24 protein-coding genes and 1 pseudogene are annotated in these 25,531 nt (G+C 58.5%); 7 read left to right on the top strand and 18 right to left on the bottom strand.

From position 1 onward, the window contains the following. Positions 1–29 precede the first annotated feature (29 nt). Positions 30–1,175: a PQQ-dependent sugar dehydrogenase gene (locus GTQ41_RS14255; RefSeq protein WP_217325289.1), complete on the top strand. Its 1,146-nt coding sequence runs from the start codon at positions 30–32 to the stop codon at positions 1,173–1,175. A 130-nt stretch (positions 1,176–1,305) separates the two neighbouring features. On the opposite strand, the gene rimI is transcribed toward GTQ41_RS14255, so the two are convergent. Further along, on the bottom strand, positions 1,306–2,424 hold the full coding sequence (gene rimI / locus GTQ41_RS14250) for a ribosomal protein S18-alanine N-acetyltransferase (RefSeq protein WP_217325288.1): 1,119 nt from the start codon (positions 2,422–2,424) through the stop codon (positions 1,306–1,308). 92 nt (positions 2,425–2,516) lie between these two features. Here rimI and GTQ41_RS14245 point away from each other — a divergent pair, with 92 nt between their 5' ends. The 3 genes and pseudogenes from GTQ41_RS14245 to ilvA form a co-directional block, all read left to right on the top strand. Then, on the top strand, positions 2,517–4,091 hold the full coding sequence (locus GTQ41_RS14245) for a RimK family protein (RefSeq protein ID WP_047294647.1): 1,575 nt from the start codon (positions 2,517–2,519) through the stop codon (positions 4,089–4,091). 7 nt (positions 4,092–4,098) lie between these two features. Continuing rightward, positions 4,099–5,022, top strand: coding sequence for a magnesium transporter CorA family protein (locus GTQ41_RS14240; RefSeq protein WP_047294645.1), 924 nt, complete (start codon positions 4,099–4,101; stop codon positions 5,020–5,022). A gap of 340 nt (positions 5,023–5,362) precedes the next feature. Then, a pseudogene (ilvA, locus tag GTQ41_RS14235) lies at positions 5,363–6,358 on the top strand (threonine ammonia-lyase, biosynthetic); the annotation flags it as partial. A gap of 30 nt (positions 6,359–6,388) precedes the next feature. Here ilvA and GTQ41_RS14230 read toward each other — a convergent pair. Further along, positions 6,389–6,694, bottom strand: a complete 306-nt coding sequence (locus GTQ41_RS14230; RefSeq protein ID WP_003225174.1) for an NIPSNAP family protein — start codon at positions 6,692–6,694, stop codon at positions 6,389–6,391. Positions 6,695–6,715: 21 nt separating this feature from the next. Beyond that, complete coding sequence (eco, locus tag GTQ41_RS14225; protein WP_047294643.1) at positions 6,716–7,201, bottom strand: serine protease inhibitor ecotin; 486 nt, start codon at positions 7,199–7,201, stop codon at positions 6,716–6,718. 370 nt (positions 7,202–7,571) lie between these two features. Between eco and GTQ41_RS14220 the strand changes: the two genes are divergently transcribed. Beyond that, complete coding sequence (locus GTQ41_RS14220; RefSeq protein ID WP_047294641.1) at positions 7,572–7,841, top strand: DUF1652 domain-containing protein; 270 nt, start codon at positions 7,572–7,574, stop codon at positions 7,839–7,841. On the opposite strand, the gene GTQ41_RS14215 is transcribed toward GTQ41_RS14220, so the two are convergent. Further along, the gene (locus GTQ41_RS14215) at positions 7,838–8,236 is read right to left on the bottom strand and encodes a hypothetical protein (protein ID WP_047294639.1); all 399 of its coding nucleotides are present in this window, start codon (positions 8,234–8,236) and stop codon (positions 7,838–7,840) included. The two genes, GTQ41_RS14220 and GTQ41_RS14215, sit on opposite strands and share 4 nt — an antisense overlap. A 90-nt stretch (positions 8,237–8,326) precedes the next feature. Beyond that, positions 8,327–8,596, bottom strand: coding sequence for a DUF2790 domain-containing protein (locus GTQ41_RS14210; protein WP_047294637.1), 270 nt, complete (start codon positions 8,594–8,596; stop codon positions 8,327–8,329). A gap of 489 nt (positions 8,597–9,085) precedes the next feature. Between GTQ41_RS14210 and GTQ41_RS14205 the strand changes: the two genes are divergently transcribed. After that, positions 9,086–9,385 (top strand): hypothetical protein, encoded by a 300-nt coding sequence (locus GTQ41_RS14205; protein ID WP_047294635.1) that lies wholly within the window; start codon positions 9,086–9,088, stop codon positions 9,383–9,385. A 74-nt stretch (positions 9,386–9,459) separates the two neighbouring features. On the opposite strand, the gene GTQ41_RS14200 is transcribed toward GTQ41_RS14205, so the two are convergent. The 5 genes from GTQ41_RS14200 to GTQ41_RS14180 all read right to left on the bottom strand — a co-directional run bounded on the left by GTQ41_RS14200 (position 9,460) and on the right by GTQ41_RS14180 (position 14,431). After that, positions 9,460–9,936 carry a DUF3304 domain-containing protein gene (locus GTQ41_RS14200; RefSeq protein WP_230679380.1) on the bottom strand — a complete coding sequence of 159 codons (477 nt, stop codon included), beginning with the start codon at positions 9,934–9,936 and terminating at the stop codon, positions 9,460–9,462. A gap of 65 nt (positions 9,937–10,001) precedes the next feature. Then, the gene (locus GTQ41_RS14195; RefSeq protein WP_155416814.1) at positions 10,002–10,322 is read right to left on the bottom strand and encodes a hypothetical protein; all 321 of its coding nucleotides are present in this window, start codon (positions 10,320–10,322) and stop codon (positions 10,002–10,004) included. A 28-nt stretch (positions 10,323–10,350) separates the two neighbouring features. Beyond that, positions 10,351–11,229 (bottom strand): hypothetical protein, encoded by an 879-nt coding sequence (locus tag GTQ41_RS14190; RefSeq protein WP_047294705.1) that lies wholly within the window; start codon positions 11,227–11,229, stop codon positions 10,351–10,353. Next, positions 11,226–12,224, bottom strand: a complete 999-nt coding sequence (locus tag GTQ41_RS14185) for a hypothetical protein (protein ID WP_047294631.1) — start codon at positions 12,222–12,224, stop codon at positions 11,226–11,228. The genes GTQ41_RS14190 and GTQ41_RS14185 overlap by 4 nt, the downstream gene beginning before the upstream one ends. Continuing rightward, positions 12,221–14,431, bottom strand: a complete 2,211-nt coding sequence (locus tag GTQ41_RS14180; protein ID WP_080963278.1) for a type VI secretion system tip protein VgrG — start codon at positions 14,429–14,431, stop codon at positions 12,221–12,223. The genes GTQ41_RS14185 and GTQ41_RS14180 overlap by 4 nt, the downstream gene beginning before the upstream one ends. A 374-nt stretch (positions 14,432–14,805) precedes the next feature. Here GTQ41_RS14180 and GTQ41_RS14175 point away from each other — a divergent pair, with 374 nt between their 5' ends. Next, positions 14,806–16,107, top strand: coding sequence for an OprD family porin (locus tag GTQ41_RS14175; protein ID WP_047294629.1), 1,302 nt, complete (start codon positions 14,806–14,808; stop codon positions 16,105–16,107). 111 nt (positions 16,108–16,218) lie between these two features. On the opposite strand, the gene GTQ41_RS14170 is transcribed toward GTQ41_RS14175, so the two are convergent. The 8 genes from GTQ41_RS14170 to GTQ41_RS14135 form a co-directional block, all read right to left on the bottom strand. Next, positions 16,219–16,839 (bottom strand): lipoprotein, encoded by a 621-nt coding sequence (locus GTQ41_RS14170; RefSeq protein ID WP_041064347.1) that lies wholly within the window; start codon positions 16,837–16,839, stop codon positions 16,219–16,221. A 42-nt stretch (positions 16,840–16,881) separates the two neighbouring features. Continuing rightward, a complete protein-coding gene (locus GTQ41_RS14165) occupies positions 16,882–17,820 on the bottom strand; it encodes a carbohydrate kinase (protein WP_047294627.1) in 939 nt (312 codons plus the stop codon). Positions 17,821–17,833: 13 nt separating this feature from the next. Further along, the gene (gene xylB, locus GTQ41_RS14160; protein WP_047294626.1) at positions 17,834–19,330 is read right to left on the bottom strand and encodes a xylulokinase; all 1,497 of its coding nucleotides are present in this window, start codon (positions 19,328–19,330) and stop codon (positions 17,834–17,836) included. A 152-nt stretch (positions 19,331–19,482) separates the two neighbouring features. Next, entirely contained in the window at positions 19,483–20,958 is a 1,476-nt protein-coding gene (locus GTQ41_RS14155) for a mannitol dehydrogenase family protein (protein WP_047294624.1), read from the bottom strand. A 17-nt stretch (positions 20,959–20,975) separates the two neighbouring features. Next, complete coding sequence (locus tag GTQ41_RS14150) at positions 20,976–22,079, bottom strand: ABC transporter ATP-binding protein (RefSeq protein ID WP_047294623.1); 1,104 nt, start codon at positions 22,077–22,079, stop codon at positions 20,976–20,978. Positions 22,080–22,202: 123 nt separating this feature from the next. Next, on the bottom strand, positions 22,203–23,033 hold the full coding sequence (locus GTQ41_RS14145; protein ID WP_047294621.1) for a carbohydrate ABC transporter permease: 831 nt from the start codon (positions 23,031–23,033) through the stop codon (positions 22,203–22,205). Between the two features lie 8 nt (positions 23,034–23,041). After that, complete coding sequence (locus GTQ41_RS14140) at positions 23,042–23,968, bottom strand: carbohydrate ABC transporter permease (protein ID WP_047294620.1); 927 nt, start codon at positions 23,966–23,968, stop codon at positions 23,042–23,044. Positions 23,969–24,141: 173 nt separating this feature from the next. Next, on the bottom strand, positions 24,142–25,452 hold the full coding sequence (locus GTQ41_RS14135) for a sugar ABC transporter substrate-binding protein (protein ID WP_047294617.1): 1,311 nt from the start codon (positions 25,450–25,452) through the stop codon (positions 24,142–24,144). Between the last annotated feature and the right edge of the window lie 79 nt (positions 25,453–25,531).

The following is a 25,531-nucleotide window of genomic DNA, read 5'->3' as shown; positions in this document are numbered from 1 at the left end:
GCCTTCGAAACGAACAAAAGGAATCGTGCATGTTGCGTAAAACCTTTCTAGCCACGCTGTGCGCCGGCACGTTGCTCAGCGCGCCCGCCTTCGCTGCGACCCCCAAAGCGCTGCAGAGCGAGCAGGGCGCCCTTGAAGTCACCACGATTACTCAAGGCCTGGAGCATCCGTGGGCGCTGGCGTTTCTGCCGGATCGTCAGGGCATGCTGGTAACCGAGCGGCCGGGCAACCTGCGGGTGATTACCGCTGATGGCAAGCGTTCCGAGCCCGTCAGCGGCGTGCCCAAGGTCTGGGCCAAGGGCCAGGGTGGCTTGCTCGATGTAGTGCTGTCGCCGGACTTCAGGCAGGATCGGTTGGTCTACCTGTCCTACGCCGAGGGCGGGGGCGCCGGAGACAAGGCCGGGACGGCGGTGGGGCGAGGCCGGTTGTCGGACGATTTGAAGACGATCAGTGATTTCAAGGTGATCTTTCGTCAGGAGCCGAAGCTCTCGACCGGTAACCATTTCGGTTCACGTCTGGTGTTCGACCGCGACGGCTATCTGTTCATCACTCTGGGCGAAAACAACGACCGGCCGACCGCGCAGGATCTCGACAAACTGCAGGGCAAGGTCGTGCGGATTTTCCCTGATGGCAAGGTGCCGGATGACAACCCGTTTGTGGGCCAGTCCGGCGTGCGTCCGGAAATCTGGTCCTACGGCCAGCGCAACCCGCAGGGCGCGGCGCTCAATCCGTGGAATGGCACTCTCTGGGAGAACGAACACGGTCCCCGTGGCGGCGATGAAGTGAACATCATCGAGCGCGGGAAAAACTACGGCTGGCCGCTGGCGACCCACGGCATCAACTATTCCCTGCAACCGATTCCCGAAACCAAGGGCAAAAGTGTCGAAGGTGCGGTTGACCCACACCATGTCTGGGAGAAGTCGCCGGGTGTCTCCGGCATGGCGTTCTATGACGCTGATCGCTTCAAGCCGTGGCAGCAGAATCTATTCATCGGCGCGCTGGTCAGTCAGGAGCTGATCCGCTTGCAGTTCGATGGCGACAAGGTGGTGCATGAGGAGCGGCTGCTGGGTGAGCTTAAACAGCGGATTCGTGATGTGCGGCAGGGGCCGGATGGCTATTTGTATGTGCTGACGGATGAGCAGGACGGTGCGTTGTACAAGATCGGCCTGAAATAATTTCACTTCCAGTTTTCACTGATGTCCTGTGGCGAGCGCGCTTGCTCCCGCTGGGTTGCGCAGCAGCCCCAAGACCTTGTGAGCGCTACGCACTCATGCGGGAGCAAGCTCCCTCGCCACAAAAAAACCTCTAGGGCCTGACAATAGTTGGCACAGCGCGGGCATACACAACCACCGCCGCCCGTAATTTCCCACGCCCAAACCGACTCATCTTCTCAAACTCGTCATGGCTGACCGGCACATGCTGGCAGTCCATCGGTTGACGATGCTGGCTGTGGTCGACATCCGGATCGTGCAGGTACACAAAGTCTTCATCGCAATCGGTGACCACCACCCAATGCGGTGACTTGGAGCGGGTCAGGCGATAGCTGCTGATCAGCACCAGAGGCTGTCCGCCAGCCTGCAGCAGGCGCGGTAAATCCAGATGGTTGCCAATTTTGCGCTCGATATCGGTCTCGTGCATTTGTGCGCTGAACTCCTCATGCACCAGGCGCATGACGTCTTTTTTATGCTCATCGCGCACACCATCGAGAAACAATGGCCCGGCCATGCTGAGCTGCAAACGCACTTGGAAACCTCGACGCCAAGCGGCCAGTGCCAGGCCTTGAGGACTGCAGCCACCATGGCCGGAGGTCATGAACACCGTGGTCGCCTCACGCCAGATCTGCAATTCTTCACGTCGCTCCAGCAAGCGCTCAGGTTGCAGCGCGCCCATGGCCATCAGCAGACAGGCCGGGCCACAAGTGAAATCGGTGGTTTGCGGGTAATAGGGCACCTTGATGTTGCGCGAATCGCGATGCTGAACAATGCGTTTTTCCAGGCGTAACGCATCGGCATGGTCTTCGTAGTAATCGTGAATCAACGCAAAGCGTCGGTAGCCGTTGCGCTCGTAAAGCGCGATGGCGGTGGGGTTGTCGAGGCGCACCTCAAGACGCAGGTACGCGCAGTCATGCTCGACGGCGCAGGCCTCGATACGTTGCAGCAATTGTTTACCCAGCCCAGTACCGCGAGCTTCGCCGGCAATGGCGATGGAATACAGGCGCGCCAGTGATGTGCCGCGATGAAACAGCACCAGGGCGTAGCCGAGCAATTGACCGTCAAGTTCGGCGACCAGCAGTTGCGCATGGGCGCGGGTGATCATCCATTGAAAGCTGCGGCTGGTGAGCCGGTCGCTGGTGAAACATTGCATTTCCAAGGCCAGCAGCGCTGGCAGATCTTCAACTACCGCCAAACGGAAAACAGCATTCATATGACCACCGTAAAAGTTGCGTAACGAAACGGGACTTTCGAAAAACTTCGTGCTTAATAGAAATGGTCTTGTTCTCCAACGGATCAATCTCTATGTCAGCGGTACAGGGTCATTGGCGCGAAGTATCCGAGCAAAGTTTGCCGGCGGCAACTTTTTTAAATCCAGCCATCAGAACTTCCAGTCAAGTGTTGATCATCGTCGAACGCAAGGAAGATTGGGCCTCGTACTTCCCCAGCGAGGACATCGTCACCGCTCAGGAATACCTCGAGCAAACCCGTGACAACGAGCCGGGCAAGCGGGTGCAGGTGATCAATCTGTGCCGCAGCTACAAGTACCTGGGGCACGGTTACTACTGCTCACTGCTGGCAGAAGCCCGCGGCCACAAGGTGATTCCATCGGTGCGCACCATCAGCGAACTGACGAAAAAATCGCTTTACGGTCTGGCACTGGACGATCTCGATAAAACTCTGGAAAAAGCTCTCACGCATCATCTGTACAGCGATACCGAAGGTTTCACCTTGACGCTTTACTTCGGCAAAACGCATATCGAGCCGCTGCAGGATCTGGCTCGACAGTTGTTTGAAGTGTTTCCGTGCCCGATTCTGTTAGTTGAGTTTAGACGAACTAACGGTTGGCACATCGAAGGCATTAAGTCCGGTGCCCTGCACAAGTTGCGCGACGATCAGGAAGATCAGTTCGCCAATGCGCTGGACGGTTTCAGCCGTAAAGTCTGGCGGGCGCCACGCTCGCCGCAAGTGGCGCGTTACGACCTGGCGATCCTCCACGATCCGCAGGAGGCCTTGCCGCCATCCAACGCCAAGGCACTGGAGAATTTCGTCCGGGTCGGCAAGCGCATGGGCATCGACGTCGAGCTGATCGAGCGCAAGGACTATGCGCGGATCGCTGAGTACGACGGCTTGTTGATTCGCGAGACCACCAGCGTCGACAACCACACCTACCGCTTTGCCAAGAAGGCTGAAAGCGAAGGCCTGGTGGTGATGGACGACCCCACGTCGATCCTGCGCTGTACCAACAAGGTCTACCTGACCGACCTGCTCAACAGCCATCAATTGGGCATGCCCGCCACGGAAATTCTCTACAAGGAACGACCGGAAGATTTCGAACGGGTCGGTGAACGCCTCGGTTTTCCGCTGGTGTTGAAGATCCCCGACGGCTGTTTTTCTCGCGGAGTGATCAAGGTCGAAAGCCAGCAGGCGCTGCTGGAAGCCACCGCCGAACTGTTCGAACACTCGGTATTGCTGCTGGCTCAGGAGTTTTTCTACACCGAGTACGACTGGCGCATCGGCGTGCTCAACCGCAAACCGATCTTTGCCTGCCAGTACTTCATGTCCAAGGGCCACTGGCAAATCTACAACCACAAAGCCAAGGGCCAGGACGTTAACGGCGAGTGTCGCACCCTGGCCGTGCACGAGGCGCCGCGAGCGGTGGTGGAACTGGCGGTGAAGACCGCCAACCTGATCGGCGATGGCCTCTACGGCGTGGACCTGAAACAGGCCGGCGACAAAGTGGTGGTGATCGAGGTCAACGACAACCCGAACCTCGACGCCGGTATCGAAGACGCTTACTTGCAGGACGATCTGTATTCACTGGTGCTGGAGGAGTTTGTGCGACGGCTGGAACTCAAACGTCGCGGCCAGGCCTGGTGACGCGCCGATGATCAGCAGCTTCGCACTGACTCATGGCGCGTTGCAGCGGGTCGAGCGGCTGGACGCCGAGGTGATGCTGTTCAGCAATCCCGATGCGGCCGAGCGTGACTTGCTCCACAGCCACTACAAGGTCGACGAACACGCGTTGGCCTCGGCGCTGGACCCGGACGAAGTCTCGCGAATCGAGTTTCACCCCGACCACTTGTTCCTGATCTGGAAACGCCCGGAAAACTATTCCGGCGGTGGTAGCCTGGCGTTTGAGGTGTCGTCCTGCGGCCTGCTTTTTTCGCCCGGTCAGTTGCTGGTGATCGCCACCGATGACACGCCGCTGCACGGCATCGGCACGCGCCAGCCGCTCAACGCGCCGCTGGATGTGTTGCTCGATCTGCTGTTCAACAACATCCACCATTACCTCGGCCATCTGAAGGTAATCAAACTGGTCGCCCGCGAGCTGCAGCAGAAGTTCAACGCCTCGATGCAGAACCAGCATCTGGTGCAGATGTTCAACCTCAGCGAAAGCCTGATCTATTACATCAACGCCCTGCACAGCAACGGCGCGGTGTTGACGCGGCTGCGCAATCATGCGGAAAAACAGCATTTCGGCAGCGAGGCGATCGGACTGATCGACGACCTGATCATCGAAAACAACCAGTGTTACAAGCAGGCGGAGATCTACTCCACGGTGTTCTCCGGGTTGATCGATGCGCGTGGCAACTTGATGAACAACAGCATGAACAATCTGCTGCGCAAACTGACGTTGATCAACGTGGTGTTTCTGCCGTTGAACCTGATTGCGAGCATTGGCGGGATGTCGGAATTCAGCATGATGACGGCGGGTACGCCGTGGTGGATTTCCTACCCGGCGTTTCTGCTGGTGATGTTGTTGGGGGCCGGGGGGATGTTGTTCGGGTTGCGGCGGTTGGCCAAGTGATCCGTGGTGACTTGGCCGACGCCAGCCTATAGCGTCAGCGTCAAATAAACCATTGACTCGCCGGTCGCCGCCGGGCTAATTTCAGGCCCATGACTTCCACCGTATTGCGCTGCCAGCCAAGCATTATTACCGCCATTCCTCATTTGGCGGGCTAGCTCACGACTGCAGCACCCAACCCGCCCTAGAGGCGGGTTTTCATTTTCTGTCTCCGGGGTTTTACCAACGAAAGCTCCCTGTAGGAGCTGCCGAAGGCTGCGATCTTTTGATCTTGCTTTGGATTTGAGAAATACAAAGTCAAAAGATCGCAGCCTCCGGCAGCTCCTGCACACAGCGCCCGGAGATGACGATGAAATACAGCCCCGACCAGCAAACCCTGCTTGAGCAGTACGTGAAAAAGATCCTCGCCGCGCCGGTCTACGACATCGCCGTGCGTACGCCGTTGCAAGCGGCACCGGCGCTGTCCGAGGCGCTGGGCAACCGGATCCTGCTCAAGCGCGAGGACCTGCAACCGACGTTCTCCTTCAAGATCCGTGGCGCTTACAACAAACTGGTGCAATTGAGCGATGCGCAGAAAGCACGCGGGGTGATCACCGCTTCGGCGGGCAACCATGCGCAGGGCGTGGCGCTGGCGGCGCGTGAACTGGGGGTCGCGGCGACCATCGTCATGCCCTCTACCACGCCGGAACTCAAGGTGCTTGGGGTACGAAGTCGGGGTGCCGAGGCGCTGCTGCACGGCGAGAGTTTTCCGTTTGCCCTGGCCCATGCGCTGCAACTGGCCGAGCAAACCGGGCGCACCTTTGTCTCGCCTTTTGATGACCCGGAGGTGATCGCCGGCCAAGGCACGGTGGCCATGGAAATCCTCCGTCAGCATCAGGGGCCGCTGGATGCGATCTTCGTTCCGGTCGGTGGGGGCGGGCTGATCGCCGGCATCGCGGCGTACGTTAAATACCTGCGGCCGGAGGTACGGATCATCGGTGTCGAATCGGAGCATTCGGCCTGCCTGAAGGCGGCGCTGCAAGCGGATGCGCGCGTTGTGTTGCCCAGTGTCGGAACGTTCGCCGATGGCGTGGCGGTGGCGCAGATCGGCGCTTATGGTTTTGAGGTGTGCCGGTTTTGCGTGGACGAGGTGGTCACCGTCAGCAATGACGAGCTGTGCGCAGCGATCAAGAATATCTACGACGATACCCGCTCGATCACCGAGCCTTCCGGAGCATTGGCGGTGGCCGGCATCAAGCAATACGTGGCGCGCAGCGGTGTTCGCGAGCAGACCTTCGTCGCGGTCGACTCCGGCGCCAACATCAACTTCGACAGCCTGCGCCACGTCGCCGAGCGCGCCGCGATGTGCGGCGTCCCGGCGTGATTACACTCAGGGCAGCAGTGGGCGCAGGAAACTGCGCTCGTAGCTGACGATGAATTTCTTCTGCACCAGCGATTCCACCAGCGCCGTGCTTTCCGGGTCGGTCAGCGCGATGTGCCGGTAGCTTTCGTAATCGGCCAGCGAAGGAAAGCTGAACAGGCAATAAGCTATATTGCTCGCGCCCTCGGAGGGCAGGAAATAACCGTGATGAGTGCCGCCCAAGCGCTCGACGATGCCCAGCCAGGCCTTGGCATAGGCTTCGAACTCGGTCAGTTGGTACGGATCGATCACGTATCGCACATGGCAAGTAATCAAGGTTGGTGCTCCCTGTTCAGGTCATTCCGCAATGGCGGTGCCGACCTTGTCCGAAGCCGACCAGATGCGATAGCGCACCTCGACATCTTTCGGGGCGTAGATCACCAGTGGCAGCTTGCTGTTGTAGCGCAGCATGAAGCCGTCACCGACAACCGGGACAAACGCGCGTTTCTTCGCGGTGCCGGGTGGGCAGGCCATCATGGTACTCATCGGGCCGATGACTTTTTCCAGCCGGTAGAACGGGTAGCCCCAACCTTCGAGGTTTTTCTCGTCCAGTACACCACCCAGACGTTGACGATTGCAGTCGACTTCCAGGGTTTTGCCGGCGAGCACTTCAACCTGGAAATTCTCTTCCTGATCCTGTTTGGGCAGGTAGATGACTTGGCGGGTGAAGCCGTTTTCCGCCTTGGGATAGGGTGCAACGTCTTCGAGCTTGGCCGCGTGGGCGAGGGTGGACAGGCCGGCAACGAGCAGACCGATTGTCGCGCGAGCGCGTAAAGAACCCATGAAAGCCTCCTGGCGGGTGTAGGGTGGATGTCGGGCATTCTCACTGTCATCAGCGATGAATGCAAACCGGCGGCGACTTGCAAATTGCAGTGCCCAAGAGGGGCGATCTTGCAATTTGCAACTGGCCAACTGCTGGCCACCGCGCCAAGTGCTTGATTTCAAAAGAGGCTGTATGACCCGATGAAAGGCACGTTTTATGCGTCGCTTTGGTGCAGCGCACCGGCTTCGGGCGCCTACACTCCAATGGGCATTTCGCCGTACAACCGTTTGCCGCACCAGGGAATCAGCGGGGACACACCCGTGCAGGGGCAGCAAAAGCGGTCAACGTGAAGAGTTGATTGGCAGTTTCATCAATAAGGAGAGGTACACCATGTTTCTGTCTGCCTTGGAACTACGCAATATCATTGAAAGCAGTTTTCTGCCTAAACGCTGCCAGTGCACGCTGTCGCCCGACCTGTCGATGACCGTCAAGGTCTTCGGCGACCACCAGACTGACCAGGTTGATCTGCACGTCACGGGTATCGATGCCAGCCATCTGAATGGCTGCCGCGAGATCAACGACCTGATCGCCGGCCTGCGTTCGGATCTGGCGCAACAAACCACGCAGTCGCATTACAGCCCACGATCCAGAGCCGTTTAACTTACGGTTTCACCCAGTTCGACCGTCACGCGCCGGGCCTGCACAAAGCCGAGGCCCAGCGCGAACTCGACCAGCACCGCGAGCAGAATCCCGGGGCCGGCATGGCCGTTCAGCCATTCGCCAAACCCCAGCACCGCCAGACCAAAACAACCGACGATAAACCCGTTGCTCAGGGCATTGCGACCCAGCGACGGCGGCGCGCTGCGCACCAGATAAAACATCACCCCCAACGCCGCAAACAGCACCGCACTGCGCCGCGCGACAAAACCTACCGAGCTCGAATACTCAATGCTCCAGATCGCCAGCAACACCTCCGGGAAAAAGCCCCAGGCCAGCGCCAGTACAGAACACAACGAAGCGGTGATGATCGACAATGTGCGAAACGACAACTGCATGGCGAGTCCTTGCGGCAGTAAGAAGGGACCCCGAGCATAACCCGCGAAGCCTTCATCGCCTACCGCAAAGCCGCAAATCAGAGCCTTCTGTCAGTTCTGGAAGTTGCAGGCGTCAGACATTTTCCGATAGGTGATTTCCGCCGGCTTGCCGGCATTGTCGATGTACTTCATGTCGGCGGTGATGACCTTGCACTGCTGAGTCTGTGGCTCGGTCAGGGAAATCACTTTGTTCACATGCAACGGCATGCCGTACTGATAGGGAACGGGCTGGGTAGCAGCGTTGGTGTCATTGGCCTGAGCCAGCCCGGCGAATGCGCTGCAGGCGAGGGCGGAGGTGAGCAATAGCGTGCGAATGTTCATGAATCGGACTCCCGTGCGACGGAATAAGCGTTCGGCGCCTTACGGCCGAACCTGCCGCACTCGGCGTCAGCCAGGGGCTGAGGTGTGCGGTTCAGTACAGTCTTGGACTGCGGCGTTAAGCGATGGTTAACCGGGCTGAACGCCGGCTGTCTGGCAGAGGGAGGATTTCTCGGGGATGCGGTGCCGATTCCTACAAGGGGTGATGCCTTGTCTGCTTTCGGCGGTGGGAGCGGGGCGGGTATGGTTTGGCGTCGCTGCAAAATCAGCGATTCGGGTTTGGTCACCTGAGAATAATCGATTGCATATGTGCCATCATTTGCACCGCGGAGTTCTTTGACCGTGTAGTGCATTGCTGTGGTGGCCGTGTGCAGGACGCCTTCGGGCGAGCTGAGTTGATTGTTCTCGGTTGACCAAGCCTGTACACGGTCCGCCTCCCATCGTTTGGTCACGGTGCTGGCGGGTTACTTTCGAAACAATCGAGTAATCAATATGCTTACACCAAATCCGCTCCCAAACCGCTATCACCCGCTCAACAGCAGCGTCACCGACAGCGCGCCAATGGTCATCGACACCCAAGCCAACCCCCAAGACATCCTCGAGTCCGCCGTCCAGCGCATCCGCGCCTGCAGCGACCTGCTCGAAACCCTGCACTGCCTGTGCTTCCGGCATGGCGATGTTCAGGACATTCCACACATCACCCATGCGCTGTACCTGCTGGCGCAGGACGGCAATGATTTGCTGCAGGTGGCGCAGCAGCAGATGCTGGATTGGAAGGCGCCGGTTTGCTGATTTGCCTAACGGTTAAGCATTCACGGGCAGGTGAGTTATCTGCCCGTGCTTAGGCGGATGCCATTCGAGGGTTTTCAGAGACGGGGAGTTTCATCTGGGACAGGATCGAATGGACTAATCAAGCCAGGGCTCCATTTCAGTTCAACAACATTTCCGGGCAAAAAACGGACGTGAAGATAATCATCACCGCGTTCCCGACGAGGGAGAGGCACGGTTGCTTCATGATTTTCTTTCTTGACTCCTTGCCTGAGCTGTTCGCCTGTACGGCTGAGTATCCACTTGATCTGAACCGTTTTCCCTTCGATTTTCTGGCAACACATAATTCCGCCACCGCCCATTGCAGCCAAATTGCCACCCCAAAAATCATTGACCCAAAAACTAAGAATTGGCCGATCCGTGTGGTTCTCCGATGTCAGCATGGCGCCGGGTGTGCGAAATAACCCCAGAATTTTCGGGGCGGCGTAGATAAATATCAAAGCCACCAAAGCCAGGAAGATCCGTCTTCGTCGCCAGGCTCTGCGCCGGCGTGCGTCCGCAGCAATATCTATCAAGCGATTAAAACCCCATCAAGAGAGCGATGCCCAGACTTTGAGCCCGCGATGAGATTTGCCTTGATTTAGGTCGATGCACTTGGAGACTCTGCTGAAGGTTTGCGCATCATCTGCTCCAGATAGTCAGGGGCCATCCCTTTGGTTTTATTCAGGCTCGGCATGTCGAATTCTCGAACGCGGAAATACTTCGGTATTGGAGCACCCGTGCCTTTAAGTATCTGTTGGATCATGTATTGATCGTTTAAGGAAAATTCGAGCAGATCTTCCACGTCGAACCTGAGGCCTTTGGGGCCGGGAGCGAACCACTTGTCCAACAGCGCTTTCACTGGGGCGTAAGGGAAGCTGGTTTTCAATTTCCAGGCTTCCCGATCTACGTCTTCAGCCAACTGAGTTCGGCACGAGGGTAGCCCAGCCTTATTGAATTGCTTTTATGACAGGGTCTTTGTAGTTTTCATCTATTTCTATTCCAGCAGCCCGCGCATTGTTTTCGGCAGCGGCGCGAGCGTCATGGTCACGCTTCAATTGAGCAGGCAACAGCTCTTTCCATTTCGCTTTTTCTTCATCTTTGGTAAAGCCTGAAGACCAAAAATCGCGCTCGCTCAGGAATTCCATCGACAACAAATAGGTGCCGGTCTCGTTCGGGGTGTCTTTGGAATCGCGACGCCAAGCTTTAAATGTCAGATAGACGCCATCATTGTAAAAGTACCAATTATAAAATGATTCAATTTGCAACCAGCGATCAATGTCGAGTTCGTAATCAGGATCCAGCCAAGGATGACTGGAGGTCAAGTATCCCAGTACGCTATCGGGCGAGGGTATTTTTTTTAGCTGAGAACCGGAAATTCGTGGATCTCCTGGATAGTAATAGTGTTTCCAGCCAGCCGCTTGTATTTTCTTTAGCAGGTTATAAATGAAGGTTTTTTGTTTTTCGTGCGGGCTGTTGTCAGGAAGTCCTCTTACTGTGAGGTCAAGATTTTCAATAGTGTCGCCGACTTTTTTGTCTACCACCATTGTGATGCTTGTCGCTTTTTCAATTGTAAGTGAGCTGCTTGAGTTTTTTACTGTGATAGTAGGCAGCTCTTTTTCATTTGCCGATCTTTTAAATTTGTACCAGCAGAGGTCTAACTCACTCATGCATTCTTGAGAGAATTTTAATGGACTATTTTGGACGGCTTTTTCTATTTGGTCGTGCAGCTCTATCTCAATGTTGTTTTGTGCGGTTGTCATGTTGGATTCACCATTGTTGCAAGCGGCAAGTAGCAGGCCAGAAAAAAGCATCCATAAAAACTTCATTTTGCATTTGACCATGTGGCGATTGTCTTGATTTGGCCTTCCATGTAGCTTTCTCGTTCTCCCATGAGTTTATGGTATTGCTTGGCAATGGACCCAATAAATTCCATCCGATCTGTTTCGTCGTAAAGATCGCCTTCCGACATCTGTACTCTGAGGTCAGGACTCTCAACATCGCAAGCGGTACTTAAGGCAGCTACTCGCACCGGTACAAATGGTGCCCACTCGAAACCTGCTTGCATTTTTAGCGTAGCTCTAAATGGCGTACTTTCATAAATCAGTGGTTGCAGGATACGACGTTGCTCATGGTCAGCGATGGCAAGCAGAGAAGTAAGCTGGGCATTTCTTCTTGCAGGTCCCTGAGAAAGCTCCTCTGTTGCTTTGATGGCTTTAAAGCCTTTCACAATATCGTTGGTTACAGCCAGGTTGTTCAGAATTGACAGTGCGTCATCTGCCCAAGGCAAACTGTCGATGTTGGTTTTTATTTGTCCCTCACAGCTCCGCGCGTTGCGTTCCGGAGCGCACTCATCAAACTGGTCTTTATATTTTGCGTAAAACCAATGCCAAACAAAAATATCCTGAAATAGCCAGAAATTCCCTTTACCTAACGAATTTTTACCAATTCGCAAGGGGGGCTGTACGATTGGCGGGGTGAGAGCTAGATAAGGGTCATTAGGAATAAAGTCCAGTCCACACTTAACTTGTTTGCTTGCAAATGCAGCTAAGCCCATCCAGTAGAATCTACCTTTCAATTCTGGCTTTCCATCTTCACCAGTCTCGAGATAGAACCCTGCATACGCAGCCGCAATTCTCGCGGCTCGCGCACTGAAGTCAGATATCAGCTCGTACTTTCCTGAGTTCGCAGTACGTCGCTCGCTCAGGCGTCGTATAGCTTCTTCTTGCCCCATGGCCCAAAGTTTTTCGCAACCAAGAATGACTTCATGCACAGAGCATTTTTTGTCGTTGGTAGTAAATGTTGTAATCGGTTGAGCACTCATTTTTTTCGACTCGCCTCATAGTCATCCGCCCCAGAAGGAACAGTAAGCTCATCCCATACCAGATGAGCCTTCACGGGCTCTTTAGCGTCTGTTTGCACTCGAGGATGAAGTCCATCCGCATCGCTTTTTGATATTTGCGGTGCTGTTTCGGAAGGAATAATCAGTGCAGCCTTCACGGACTTGACAGGTTTTCCGTGTTTTGTAACGAACTTCAGTTGTTCGTCAAAGCGCTCCTCTATTACTTTGGCTTTAAGTACGCTTCCGGCTCTAGCCTGATCTGCAATTACCGGAATCAACGGCACTAAAATCCCGATCCCAGTTCCCACCCCAGGCGCACCACCGGTATTCACCTTCACCTCAGCCCCGCTGATGGTCACTCCACCGGCATCGACCTTCACAAAGCTCCCGCCCGCCTTGGCCGTGAGTTCCATACCTCCCTCAACCACCACCTTGTCACCCGCGTGATAGTGAATCTCGGTCCCGGCCTCGACAAATTGCGCCGTACCGACTTTCACATGCTGCGTCACGCCCACCGTCAGGTGATCGTCCGCGCGCATTTCACTGACGCGATTCAAATGGGTGATGCGGTGCTCTTCGACTTTGAATTCGCTGTAGGTGTTGGCTTCAACCGTGTCATGCCGCTCATTCCCCACGCGGATCTTCTGGTCGTGCTCGATGTTCTCATCCCAATCGCGCTGGGCATGGATGTAGATCTGTTCCACACCCTTTTTGTCTTCAATCCGAAACTCGTTGTAGCCCTTGCCGCCCGGGGAGCTGAGGGTTTTGAAGGTGCTGCGGGTTTTGTTCGCCGGCAGGTCGTAGGGGACGACGTTTTCCTTGTGGTACAGGCAGCCGGTGACGAGTGGCTGGTCGGGGTCGCCTTCGAGGAAGGTGACGAGGACTTCCATGCCGATGCGCGGGATGGCGATGCCGCCGTAGGCGGCGCCGGCCCAGCCGCTGGCGACGCGCAGCCAGCAGGTGGTTTTGTCGTCGGACTGGCCGTCGCGGTCCCAGTGGAACTGGACTTTGATGCGGCCGTACGGGTCGCAGTGGATTTCTTCGCCGGCCGGGCCGGTGACGACCGCGGTCTGGCTGCCGAGGACTTTGGGTTTCGGGTGTTCGAGGGCAGGGCGGTAGTGCGCGTCCCACGGGGTGGCGAGGAAGCTGTTGCGGTAGCCCTGGTGGAAATCGCTTTTGTTGTCGGTGACGTCGCTGGTGACGTTTTCACCGAGCACTTGCGGTTGTTTGCCTTCGTGGAAGACTTCCAGCAGCAGCCACAAGTCGTTCCATTCAGCGCGCGGGTGTTCGGCCAGGGTCAGGAAGTGGCCGCTGGTCAGGGTCGGTTCGTCACCTTTGCCTTCGGCGAGTTTGTAGTCGCTGCGATGACGTTCGAGGGCACGGGTCGAGAGGAATTTGCCGCGCTCGCGGGTGGTGAAGCGGCCGGGGTAATCGTAGTCCTCAAGATCCGGGGCGAACTCGGATTTGACCGCGCCTTCGGGCAGGATCTTCGGTTTTTCGAAGTCGTAGTCGCGGCGGCTGACGCGGGTGGTGCGGGTTTCCAGGCGCAGGTTGAAGCGTTTGATCACCGGTTTGTCGGCGCTCATGCCGGAGTCTTGCTGGTAGCTCACGGCCTTGAGTTTGCGGAACACCGTCTGGTCGTCGCCGAACACCAGTTTGTGCCCGCTGCTGCTGTGCTGGAAGTGGAAGTGAATGCCTTCCTCTTCGCACAGGCGCTGGATGAAATGCAGGTCGGACTCGTCGTACTGCACGCAGTAATCTCGCGGCGGGTACTCGGCGTTGAGCTGGAAGCTGTAGGCGTCGGCGAGGATGCCGCGATCTTCGAGGACCTGGGCAATGATCTTCGGCACCGTGAGGTTCTGGAAAATCTGCTGGTCATGGTTGTGCCGCAGATAGGCCAGTTGCGGCACCAGGCTGATGCTGTAGCGGGTCAGGGTCTTGCCGGAATCGCCTTGTTCGATGCGATACACCAGGCCGTGGATCTTGCCTTCGCCGGTGGCGCCGAAGGTCAGGACGCCGGGCTTGTGCAGCAGCTCTTCGAGTTTCAGGTCGGGGCGGGCGCTGACCAGTTCGAGGTCGAAACGGAAAGGCTCGTTGAGGGCTTCGCGACCGGTGAAGCTGAGCACTTGCAGGTCGGCGGAGGCGCCTTCGAGGGTAAGGGTAATGTGGGTAGCGTTGGCGTCCAGCATGCCTTGAATTCCGTCCATTGAATAAGCAGGTGACGGATGATGGAGGATTAGACCGCCTCGTTCAAGGCGCAAATGCCGTAGGCGCCGGAGCTGCGACGTATAGGGAAAACCCTTAGATCGGTGTTTCGAGCCAATGAAAACGCGGGTTGCGCCGTTCTGAAGGAGCCGGCAATGCGTGGTTCAGAGCGGTCCAGCGCTTGAGAATCGCCAGTCAGTTTCAGACTAAAGTCGCCTTCAGACCGTCAAAGCCATCTGCCATCATTGCAACTCACCCCTGCGTGTCCACTTCTTCCCGGCGGTTTCTGACCCGGGACGGGAGCTATTTTTCTGGCTGACTGCGCTCTGGCGCAAACGCTGTACTGTTGGAGTTTTTCATGCGTCCCCCATTCCCTCTCATCACCCCGCGCCAGTCGTTTGGCTTCGGCGCCGCTGTGCTGTGCGCCGGTTTTGCCGCGCCGGTTCAGGCCAGCGGTTTTCTCGAAGACACCACGGCGAAAATCGAATCGCGCACGGTGTACTTCAACCGCGATTTCCGTGATGGGCACACCTCCAGCGACCAGGGCGCTTCCAAGCGGGAAGAGTCGGCGCAAGGCTTTATTCTCAATCTGCAATCGGGTTACACCGAGGGCACGGTCGGCTTCGGTATCGATGCGCTGGGCATGCTCGGTTTTCAGCTCGATTCCAGCCCCGATCGCAGCAACAGCGGCTTGCTGCCGTCCAGCGGCGAGAACCCGCGCGGCTCGAAGGGCCAGTACGCGAAGATGGGCCTGACCGCCAAGGTCAAGGTTTCGGACACGGTGTTGAAGTACGGCGCGTTGCTGCCCGATCTGCCGCTGCTCAAGTACAACGACGGCCGCCTGCTGCCGACCATGTTCAACGGTGCGATGCTGACCTCTAAAGAAGTGAAGGATCTGACCTTCATGGCCGCGCGTCTGGACAAGTACAAGGCACGGGATTCCACTGATTCGCAAGACATCCGCGTGCACTGCAAGAACAAGCGCTACGCCTGTAACACCACCGCCGATCATTTCGACATGTACGGCATCGATTACAAGATCAACGATCGACTGATCGCGCAGTATCACTACGCGGAACTGGAAGACATCTATCGCCAGCACTTTGTGGGGATGTTGGCTAACCAGCCGCTGGGTGACGGTGTGCTGAAGGCCGATGTGCGTTTGCTGAAAAGCGCCGACAGCGGTGATGCCAAGGCCGGTTCCATCGACAACCGCGCGTTGAGCGGCATGCTCTCGTACGGCATCAGCGGCCACACCTTCAGCGCCGGCTGGCAGCGCATGAACGGCGACAATTCGATGCCGTACCTCGATGGCAGCAATCCGTATCTGGTCAACTACGTGCAGGTCAACGACTTCGCCGCGGCGCAGGAACGCTCCTGGCAGCTGCGTTATGACTATGACTTCAAAGCCATCGGCATCAACGGCCTGAGTTTCCTGACCCGTTATGTGAACGGTGACCACATCAAAGTCCCGGGCAGCGATCAGGAAGGCAAAGAGTGGGAACGCGACAGCGAGCTGAAGTACGTGATCCAGACGGGCACGTTCAAGGATGTCAGCCTGCGTCTGCGCAATGCGACTTACCGCACCAACTATGAGAAATTTGCGCGGGATGTGGATGAGACCCGGTTGATTGTGAGTTACAACTTCTCCGTCCTGTAAACCCCACCCCCTGTAGGAGCTGCCGAAGGCTGCGATCTTTTGATCTTGATTGTAAAAAACAAAATCAAAAGATCGCAGCCTGCGGCAGCTCCTACAGGGATCTTCGGCGGCCTACAACCAATGCCAGAACCGGCTCCAGAAGCCGCGATTCAGATCTTCCTTGCACCCGGCATACTGCCGCGCATACACGTCGGAGCGCGCCTGCACCTTGCGCGCAGTCGGCATCAGCCAGGCCTTGCTGGCGTATGTTTTGTTGCGGAAGCCGCCCCAGCCTTCGTGGTAATTCAGGTACTGGTTATAGGCGTCGTATTTGTACACGCCGTTGATTGAGGTGGTCTTGTCCATGTACCAGCCCACGAAGTCGATGGCGTCGTCGAAGTCTTCGCGGTCGGCCCAGTTGCGTCCGGTACTCTTCTGGTAGTCGGCCCAAACTTCATCCTTGGCCTGGGCATAGCCGGCGGCCGTCGACACCCGGCCCCATGGAATCACCCACAACAGGTATTTGCGCGGCGTCTTGGCGTCGTAGCGGTAACCGGACTCCTGATACATGATCGCGAAGGGCACCTGGATCGGTACGCCCCAGCGCTTTTGCGTGACTTGCGCGGCGTCGTACCAGTCGCTTTTTTCGCGGAAGATTTCGCAGATGTCTTCCGGCGAACGCGGCGGCGAGGTGCCGCAGCCGCTGAGTAATCCCGCCAGTATCAAAAGTCCCGCCGTCCGCCCCGACATCAAACTGTCATCCCCATGCGCGCAAAAGGGCGACAGTCTACGCGCTCAGCTCAACTGGTGACGATAGGGCAAATCCGGACCGGTCTTGCTGCACGTCAGGGCGGCCGCCTGTACGGCAAACCTGAGCATCGCGTCGATCTGCTCGCGATCGAGTTCCCGAACCCCTTCGACCGAGTCCAGCCCCTGCTCGGTCAGCCATGTGATCAGCGCCGCCTGGAAGGTATCGCCGGCGCCAACGGTATCGGCGATCTTCACCGAGCATGCTGGTACTGACCACGAACCATGAGCGCGACTGAACACGGTGGCGCCTTCGCCGCCACGGGTCAGAAACACCAACTGGCAGCGATGCTGTAGCCAGCCTTCGATCACGCGCTGCGGGTCCTGTTCGGGATACAGCAGGCTCAGGTCTTCGTCGCTGACCTTGATCATGTCGGCCAGTTGCACCAGCGTCGCCACGCGCTCGCGCCACCGGTCGATGTTCGGCTCGGGGTTGAGGCGCACGTTGGGGTCGAGGGTGATCAGGCGCTTGCCGCTTTCGCGCTGCACCAGCGTCAGCAGGGTGTCGGCAATCGGTTGCACCACCAGCGAGAACGAGCCGATGTGCAGGCCACGGACTTCAGCGCCGAGCTGCGGCAAATGCGCAACGCTCAACTGGCGATCCGCGCAGCCTTCACCGCGAAAGCTGTAATGCGGCGAGCCATTGGCACCGACCGCGACCATCGCCAGCGTGGTTGGCGCGGCGAAGTCGACCAAGTAGTCCGCCCGCACGCCTTCATCCCGCAGCACTTGCTGCAAACGTCGGCCGAGATAGTCGGTAGACAGCCCGGCAAACAACGCCGAGTCCACCCCCAAACGGCGCAAGCCGACCGCGACGTTGAACGGCGAGCCGCCGGCAATCGCCTTGAAATTCACTTTTGAAGCCAGACCGCTGGCATCGTCTTCGCTGAAAAAATCGAACAGGGCTTCGCCACACACCAAATACATGATTGTTTGCTCTTTATAGGGTTGCGACATGCTGTTGATAGCGTTCATAGGCCTGCTGGAACGCCGCGACATGGGCGGCAACCGGCAGGGTTTCACTGTGCAGATCGAGCTTCACGCAGCGCTGGCACAGATCGGCCAAAGTGTCTTCGTGGCCGTTTGACCAGGACTTGCACCACGCTGCCTGAATCGCCGCGCCGAGGGCTGCGGCTTCGCTGTGTTCGGTGCAGATCACCGGGGTGTCCATGATGTCGGCGACGATCTGCCGCCACACCGCACTTTTCGAGCCGCCGCCGATCAGGCAAATGCCGCGGCTTTGTAAACCATTGCGGCGCAACAGATCCAGTCCATAACGCAAACCGAAGGTCGTACCCTCGACCACGGCGCGACACAGATTGGCCTGGGTCAGGTTGCTCAGGGTCAAGCCGTGCAGGCTGCCGGTGGCATGGGGCAGGGCGGGGACGCGTTCGCCGTTGAGGAATGGCAGCATGCTCACGCCTTCCGCGCCTATGGGCGCCTGGGCCACGAGTTGATTGAACTGCTCCAGGTCGAGGTTGAACAGTTCGCGGATTGCGCCGGTGGCGTTGGTCAGGTTCATGGTGCAGATCAGCGGCAACCAGCCGCCGCTGGATGAGCAGAACGTCGCGACCGAAGCATCCGCGCTGACCTGCGGCGCCTCGGCGTAGGCGTACACCGTGCCGGAGGAACCGAGGCTCATGGTGATCGCCCCGGGCTGAATGTTGCCGGTACCGATGGCGCCCATCATGTTGTCGCCACCGCCGCTGGCGACCAGTGCATTCGGGTTGAGGCCCAACTGCTCGGCAATCGCTGGCAGCAGCGTGCCCACCGCCTGATGCGCGTCGATCAGCTCCGGCAATGCCGCTTGCAGGCGACCGGTGGGGTCAATGTCACGCAGCAACTGCAAGTCCCACTGGCGGCTGCGCACGTTGAAATAGCCGGTGCCGGAAGCGTCGCCGTACTCGCTGCAGGCGCGCCCGGTGAGCCAGAAATTCAGGTAATCGTGGGGCAGCAGAATCCGCGCAATACGTGAGAACACCTCCGGGTGTTGTTCTTTGGTCCACAGCAGTTTCGACACGGTGTAGCCCGGCGCGATGACCACGCCGAGGCGCTCCAGCGCGCCTTGTTCACCGCCGAGGTGTTTGAGCAGGCGCTCGTTTTCTTCCGTGGTTTCGGTGTCGCACCACAGCTTGGCCGGGCGCAGCACCTGGCCCTGATCGTCGAGCAGCACCAGGCCGTGTTGCTGGCCGGAGACACCAATGCCGAGGATCGCCTGCCCGTCGACATTGGCTGCGAGCAGGGCGCGGCGGGAGGCGAGGGCGAACGCGTCGAGCCACTGTCGGGTGTCCTGCTCGCGGCGACCATTGGCGCCGCTGATCATCGTGTGCGTGGCGGCGCCTTCGCCGAGCACCTGACCGCTGGCCGCATCGAGGATGATCGCCTTGGTGCCCTGGGTGCCGCAGTCGATGCCGAGGAAGAGTTGTCGGGTGGTCACAGTGAGGTCCTCAGGGTGTCAGGTGAGTCAAGGTGAAGCCAATCGCTGGCAAGCCAGCTCCCACAGGTTCTCGGTTGTACGCAAAATTCATCAACGATTGAAAACCCTGTGGGAGCTGGCTTGCCAGCGATGGCGTCGGTGGTTTCACCGCATCACTCAGCCAGCACCCGCTCCAGCGTGCGCGTCACACCCACCTCACGCAAGCTGTTGCAGCACCACTCAAACGCCGCCACAAATGCCGCCGAACGTGGAATCGCCGTGCCGAAAATTTCCTCGACCGCCAACAAGCGCTGGGTGATCAACGCATCATCCGCCACCAGTCCCTGACAAAATTCCGCCCGTGGATCCGGAATCGTATAGGTGTCGCCATTTTCATCCACGCCCTTCAGATACAACGCCCAGGCCGCCACCACCAACGCTGCGCGCCTGGTTTCCTGGCCATCGGCAATCAAGCGATTGATCGTCGGAATAGTGAATTTCGGAAATTTCGATGAACCGTCCGAACACACCCGCTCCAGTTGATCGGCGATCGCCTGATTGGAAAAGCGCGCCACCAGCGTGTCCTTGTAGTCGGTCAGGTCGATGCCCGGCACCGGCGCCAGTTGCGGGGTGACGTCAAGGTCCATGTAGGCGCGCATGTAGCGTACGAACAGCGGGTCATTCATGGTCTCGTGGACGAAGCGATAGCCCTTCAAAAAACCCAGGTAAGTCAGGGCCAGGTGGCTGCCGTTGAGCAGTTTGATCTTCATCTCTTCGTAGGGCGAAACGTCATCGGTGAACTGCACGCCAACCTGTTCCCAGGCCGGGCGACCGTTGACGAACTTGTCTTCCAGCACCCACTGCACAAACGGCTCGCAGACCACCGGCCAGGCATCGTCGACGCCGTGTTTGTCGGCCAGTTGCAGGCGGTGCGCGGTGCTGGTCATCGGTGTGATGCGATCGACCATGGCGTTGGGAAAACTGACGTTTTGCGCGATCCAGTCACGCAGCCCCGGGTCACGCAGGGTGGCGAAGGCCAGCAACGCCTTGCGGGTCACCGCGCCGTTGTGCGGCAGGTTATCGCAGGACATGATCGTGAACGCTGGTGTGCCCGTGTCACGGCGTTTTTCCAGCGCTGCACAGAGGAAGCCGAACACGGTTTTTGGCGCCAGCGGATGGGCCAGATCGTGCTGAATCTGCGGCAGGTGCGCCATGAACTCGCCGTTGCTGTCGTCGATGCAGTAACCGCCCTCGGTGATGGTCAGCGAGACAATGCGGATCTGCGGATCGGCGAGTTTGTCGATCAGCACCTGCGCGCCGTCTTCGGCCAGAAGCATGTCGCGAATCGCACCGATCACCCGCACTTCGGTGTCGTCGCTGTCGCCGAGTTCGAACAGGGTGAACAGGTAATCCTGCTCTTTGAGATCGTCGCGGGCACGGCGGTCCTCAGTGCGCAGGCCAACGCCGCAGATTGCCCAGTCCAGCGCCTGACCGGTATTCATCAGTGCATCGGTGTAATACGCCTGATGCGCGCGATGGAAGCCGCCGACGCCAATGTGCGCGATGCCCTGGCGGGTGTCGCTGAGGCTGTAGGCCGGCAGTTGCACCTCGGGGGCGAGGCGCTGCAAATTTTGCTTATTGAGTTTCATCGTACAAGTCTCGAGGTTCAAGCCGCGGCGCGCAGCGGGCGGGTCAGCGCCACGCCGTCGGCGTCGAACAGGTGGCAATGGCTGGCGTCCAGGTGCAGGTTCAGTTGCTCGCCGTAGCGGCTCGCCAAGTCACCGCGTACGCGCATGGTCAGGGCTTCGCCGGCGTTGGTGGTGACGTGGCAGAAGGTGTCGCTGCCCAGGCGCTCGCTGACGTCGGCGGTGACTTGCAGGGTGCAGTCGCCCGGTTGCGCCAGTTCCAGATGCTCCGGGCGAATGCCCAAGGTCACCGCGCTGCCCACGCTCAGGTTGGCGGCATTGAACGGCAGGGTGATGCGCGTGCCAGCGTCCAGTGAAACCTCGCAGCTCTGGCTGTCGATGCGGGCGATCTTGCCCTTGAGGAAACCCATTTTCGGCGTGCCGAGGAACCCGGCGACGAACAGGTTGGCCGGGTTGTGATAGAGGTCCAGCGGCGAGCCGACCTGCTCGATTTTGCCGCCATTGAGCACCACCACCTTGTCAGCCATGGTCATCGCTTCGACCTGGTCGTGGGTCACGTAGATCATCGTGGCTTGCAGGTCCTTGTGCAGGCGCAGCAGCTCCAGACGCATTTGCACGCGAAGGGCGGCGTCGAGGTTGGACAGCGGCTCGTCAAACAGGAAGATTTTCGGATTGCGCACGATGGCGCGGCCGATGGCAACCCGTTGCCGTTGACCGCCGGAGAGCTGTTTCGGCTTGCGTTCGAGCATCGGCCCCAGTTCGAGAATCCGCGCCGCTTCGCCGACCTTTTTCTCGACTTCGGCTTTTGGCACGCCGGCCAGATCAAGGGCGAACGACATGTTCTTTTTCACGGTCATGTGCGGGTACAGCGCGTAGGTCTGGAACACCATCGCCAGATCGCGCTTGGCCGGACTGACTTCGGTGATGTCGCGGCCATCGAGTTCGATGGTGCCGCCGCTGACTTCTTCCAGACCGGCGATCAGCCGCAGCAAGGTGGATTTGCCGCAGCCGGACGGGCCGACGAAAACTACGAATTCCTTGTCGTTCACCTCAAGGTCGATGCCCTTGATGATGGAGAAGCCTTCGAAGCCTTTTTGCAGATTCTTGATTTTCAGGTTGGCCATGGTGATGGGCCTCCGCATTGTTGTTTTTTTAAGATCAAAAGATCGCAGCCTTCGGCAGCTCCTACAGCGGGATGGCTGATACTGTGCAGGAGCTGCCGAAGGCTGCGATCTTTTGCTTTTGATTCATTTCACGGCGCCAAATGAGAGGCCGCGCACCAGTTGTTTCTGGCTGATCCAGCCAAAGATCAGGATCGGCGCACAGGCCAGGGTCGAGACCGCTGACAACTTGGCCCAGAACAAGCCTTCGGGGCTGGAGTACGAGGCGATCAACGCGGTCAGTGGCGCGGCTTTCGACGACGTCAGGTTCAGCGACCAGAACGCCTCGTTCCAGCACAGGATCAGCGACAGCAGCACGGTCGAGGCCAGGCCGCCCTTGGCGATCGGCAGCAGCACGCGGAGCATTTCCTGGGCGAGGGTGGCGCCGTCGAGGCGGGCGGCTTCAAGGATGTCCTTGGGAATGTCCTTGAAGTAGGTGTAAACCATCCAGACCACGATCGGCAGGTTGATCAGCGTGTAGATCACGATCAGCGCGATACGCGTATCGAGCAGGCCGAAACTCTTGGCCAGCAGGTAGATCGGCATCAGCACACCTACCGGCGGCAGCATCTTGGTCGAGAGCATCCACAGCAGCGTGCCCTTGGTGCGCTGGGTTTCGTAGAACGCCATCGAGTAGGCGGCGGGCACCGCGATCAGCAGGCACAGCGCCGTGGCACTGAACGAGATCACCACCGAGTTCCAGGCAAAACTGAAGTAGTCGCTGCGCTCGTTGATGTGCAGGTAGTTCTCCAGCGTCGGCGTGAAGATGAACTGCGGCGGCGTGGCGAACGCGTCGATTTCGGTTTTGAAACTGGTCATCACCATCCAGAAGATCGGGAAGAAAATCACGATCGCGATGGCCCAGGCCAGGGTGCCGAGCAGCAGGCTTTGCAGCCGGCGGGATTGTTGAAGGGTCATGGCAGGCCTCAGGCTTTGTCAGTCAGGTTTTTGCCGATCATCCGCACCAGAATGATCGCGGCGATGTTGGCGATGACCACGGCAATCAAGCCGCCCGCCGAGGCCATGCCGACGTCGAACTGCACCAGCGCCTGGTTGTAGATCAGGTAGGCGAGGTTGGTCGAGGCGTAGCCGGGGCCGCCGTTGGTGGTGGTGAAAATCTCGGCGAACACCGACAGCAGGAAGATCGTTTCAATCATCACCACCACGGCAATCGGCCGCGCCAGGTGCGGCAGGGTCAGGTGCCAGAAGATCGCGACGGGGCCAGCGCCATCCAGGCGCGCGGCCTCCTTCTGTTCCTGGTCGAGGGACTGCATGGCGGTCATCAGGATCAGGATCGCGAAGGGCAGCCATTGCCACGAGACAATGATGATGATCGACAGCAGCGGGTAGTGCGCCAGCCAGTCCACCGGCTCGGCGCCGAACAGCCGCCAGACGTAGGCGAGAATCCCCGAGACCGGATGGAAAATCAGGTTCTTCCAGATCAGCGCACCGACCGTGGGCATGATGAAGAACGGCGAGATCAGCATCACCCGCACGATGCCGCGGCCGAGAAACTCGCTGGCTTCGAGCAACGCGCTGATCAACACACCGAACACCACGCTGATCAGCAGCACGCTGCCCACCAGCAACAGGGTGTTGGTGGCGCCGGGCAAGAAGCCTGAGTCGGTGAGGAAATAGCTGAAGTTCTCCAGCCCGACGAACTCGTTCACCCCCGGATCGAGCAGGTTGTAGCGAATCATCGAGAAGTAAATGGTCATGCCCAGCGGCACGATCATCCACAGCAGCAACAGGGCCACCGAAGGGCTGACCAGAAACCAGCCGGGATTGCGTACGCGGACTTTGCGCTGGGGTTGCGCCAGGTCGAGGTGGGCTTTGGCAGTTGAAGTATTCATGGTGATCACAACCGGTTGGGTGCAGATACATGTTCAGGAAAGACAACCGTCCTGACATCGACGCGAACCCTGTGGGAGCTGGCTTGCCAGCGATGAGGCAGGCACATCCGACATTGATGTTGGCTGTTCAATCGCCATCGCTGGCAAGCCAGCTCCCACAGGTCAAGTACTGGTTACTTGGGATAACCCGCGCGCTTCATCTCGCGTTCGGTGGTTTGCTGCGCGGCGGCCAAGGCCTGATCCACCGTGGTCTGGCCGATCAGCGCTGCCGAGAACAGCTTGCCGACCTGGGTGCCTACGCCCTGGAATTCAGGAATGGTCACCAGTTGAATGCCGATGTACGGCACCGGTTTCAGCGTCGGTTTGCTCGGATCTGCCGCTTTCAACGATTCCAGCGTGACCTTGGCGAACGGCGCCGCGCTCATGTAAGCATCGCTGTAGGTCGAGGCGCGGGTGCCTGGCGGCACGTTGGCGATGCCGTCGGTCTTGGCTACCAGCTCGCCATATTCCTTGGAGGTCGCCCAGGCACTGAAGGCCTTGGCGGCGTCCTTGGCCTTGGAACTGGTCGGAATCGCCAGTGCCCACGAGTACAACCACGCCGAACCTTTGTCAGTGACCTGATGCGGGGCGAAGGTAAAGCCGACGTGATCGGCGACTTTGCTCTGGGTCTTGTCGGTGACGAACGAACCGGCGACAGACGCATCCACCCACATCGCGCACTTGCCACTGTTGAACAGCGCGAGGTTCTCGTTGAAACCGTTACTGGAAGCACCTGGCGGGCCGGATTTTTTCATGGTGTCGACGTAGAAGTTCAGTGCGTTCTTCCACTCGGGACCCTTGAATTCCGGCTGCCATTTCTCATCGAACCAGCGCGCGCCGTAGGCATTGGCGACGGTAGTGATCAGCGCCATGTTCTCGCCCCAGCCGGCCTTGCCGCGCAAGCAGATGCCGTATTGCTCTTTGTCCTTGTTGGTGAGTTTTTCGGCGAAGCCGGCGATCTGTTCCCAGGTCGGACGCTCGGGCATGGTCAGACCGGCGTCCTTGAACAGGTCGGTGCGGTAATAGGTGATCGAGCTTTCGGCGTAGAACGGCAAAGCGTACAGCGAGCCCTTGACCGAGAGCCCTTCGCGCACTGACGGGAACACGTCGTCGAGGGCGTAACTGGCCGGCAAGTCCTTCATCGGTTCCAGCCAGCCTTTGGCGCCCCAGAGTGCGGCTTCGTACATGCCGATGGTCAATACGTCGAACTGCCCGCCCTGGGTGGCGATGTCGGTGGTCAGGCGTTGGCGCAACACGTTTTCTTCCAGCACCACCCAATTGAGCTTGATCTCCGGATGCTCGGCCTCGAAGGTTTTCGAGAGTTTTTGCATGCGGATCATGTCGCTGTTGTTGACGGTGGCGATGGTCAGGGTCTGGGCACCAAGGCTGACGCTGCTGAGGGTCATGCAAGTGAGGGCAAGCAGAGCTTTTGCAGTGGGTTGCATCGTGCACTCCTTTTCTGCGTCCGTTGGGAAGCAGAAGGACAGTTATTGTTTTTGTGTCTTCCTGTGCAGGAAGAATGTG

Origin of the sequence: Pseudomonas sp. AN-B15, assembly GCF_019056475.1 — a bacterium.
GTDB lineage: Bacteria > Pseudomonadota > Gammaproteobacteria > Pseudomonadales > Pseudomonadaceae > Aquipseudomonas > Aquipseudomonas parakoreensis.
This window is presented reverse-complemented; position numbering and strand designations above follow the sequence as displayed.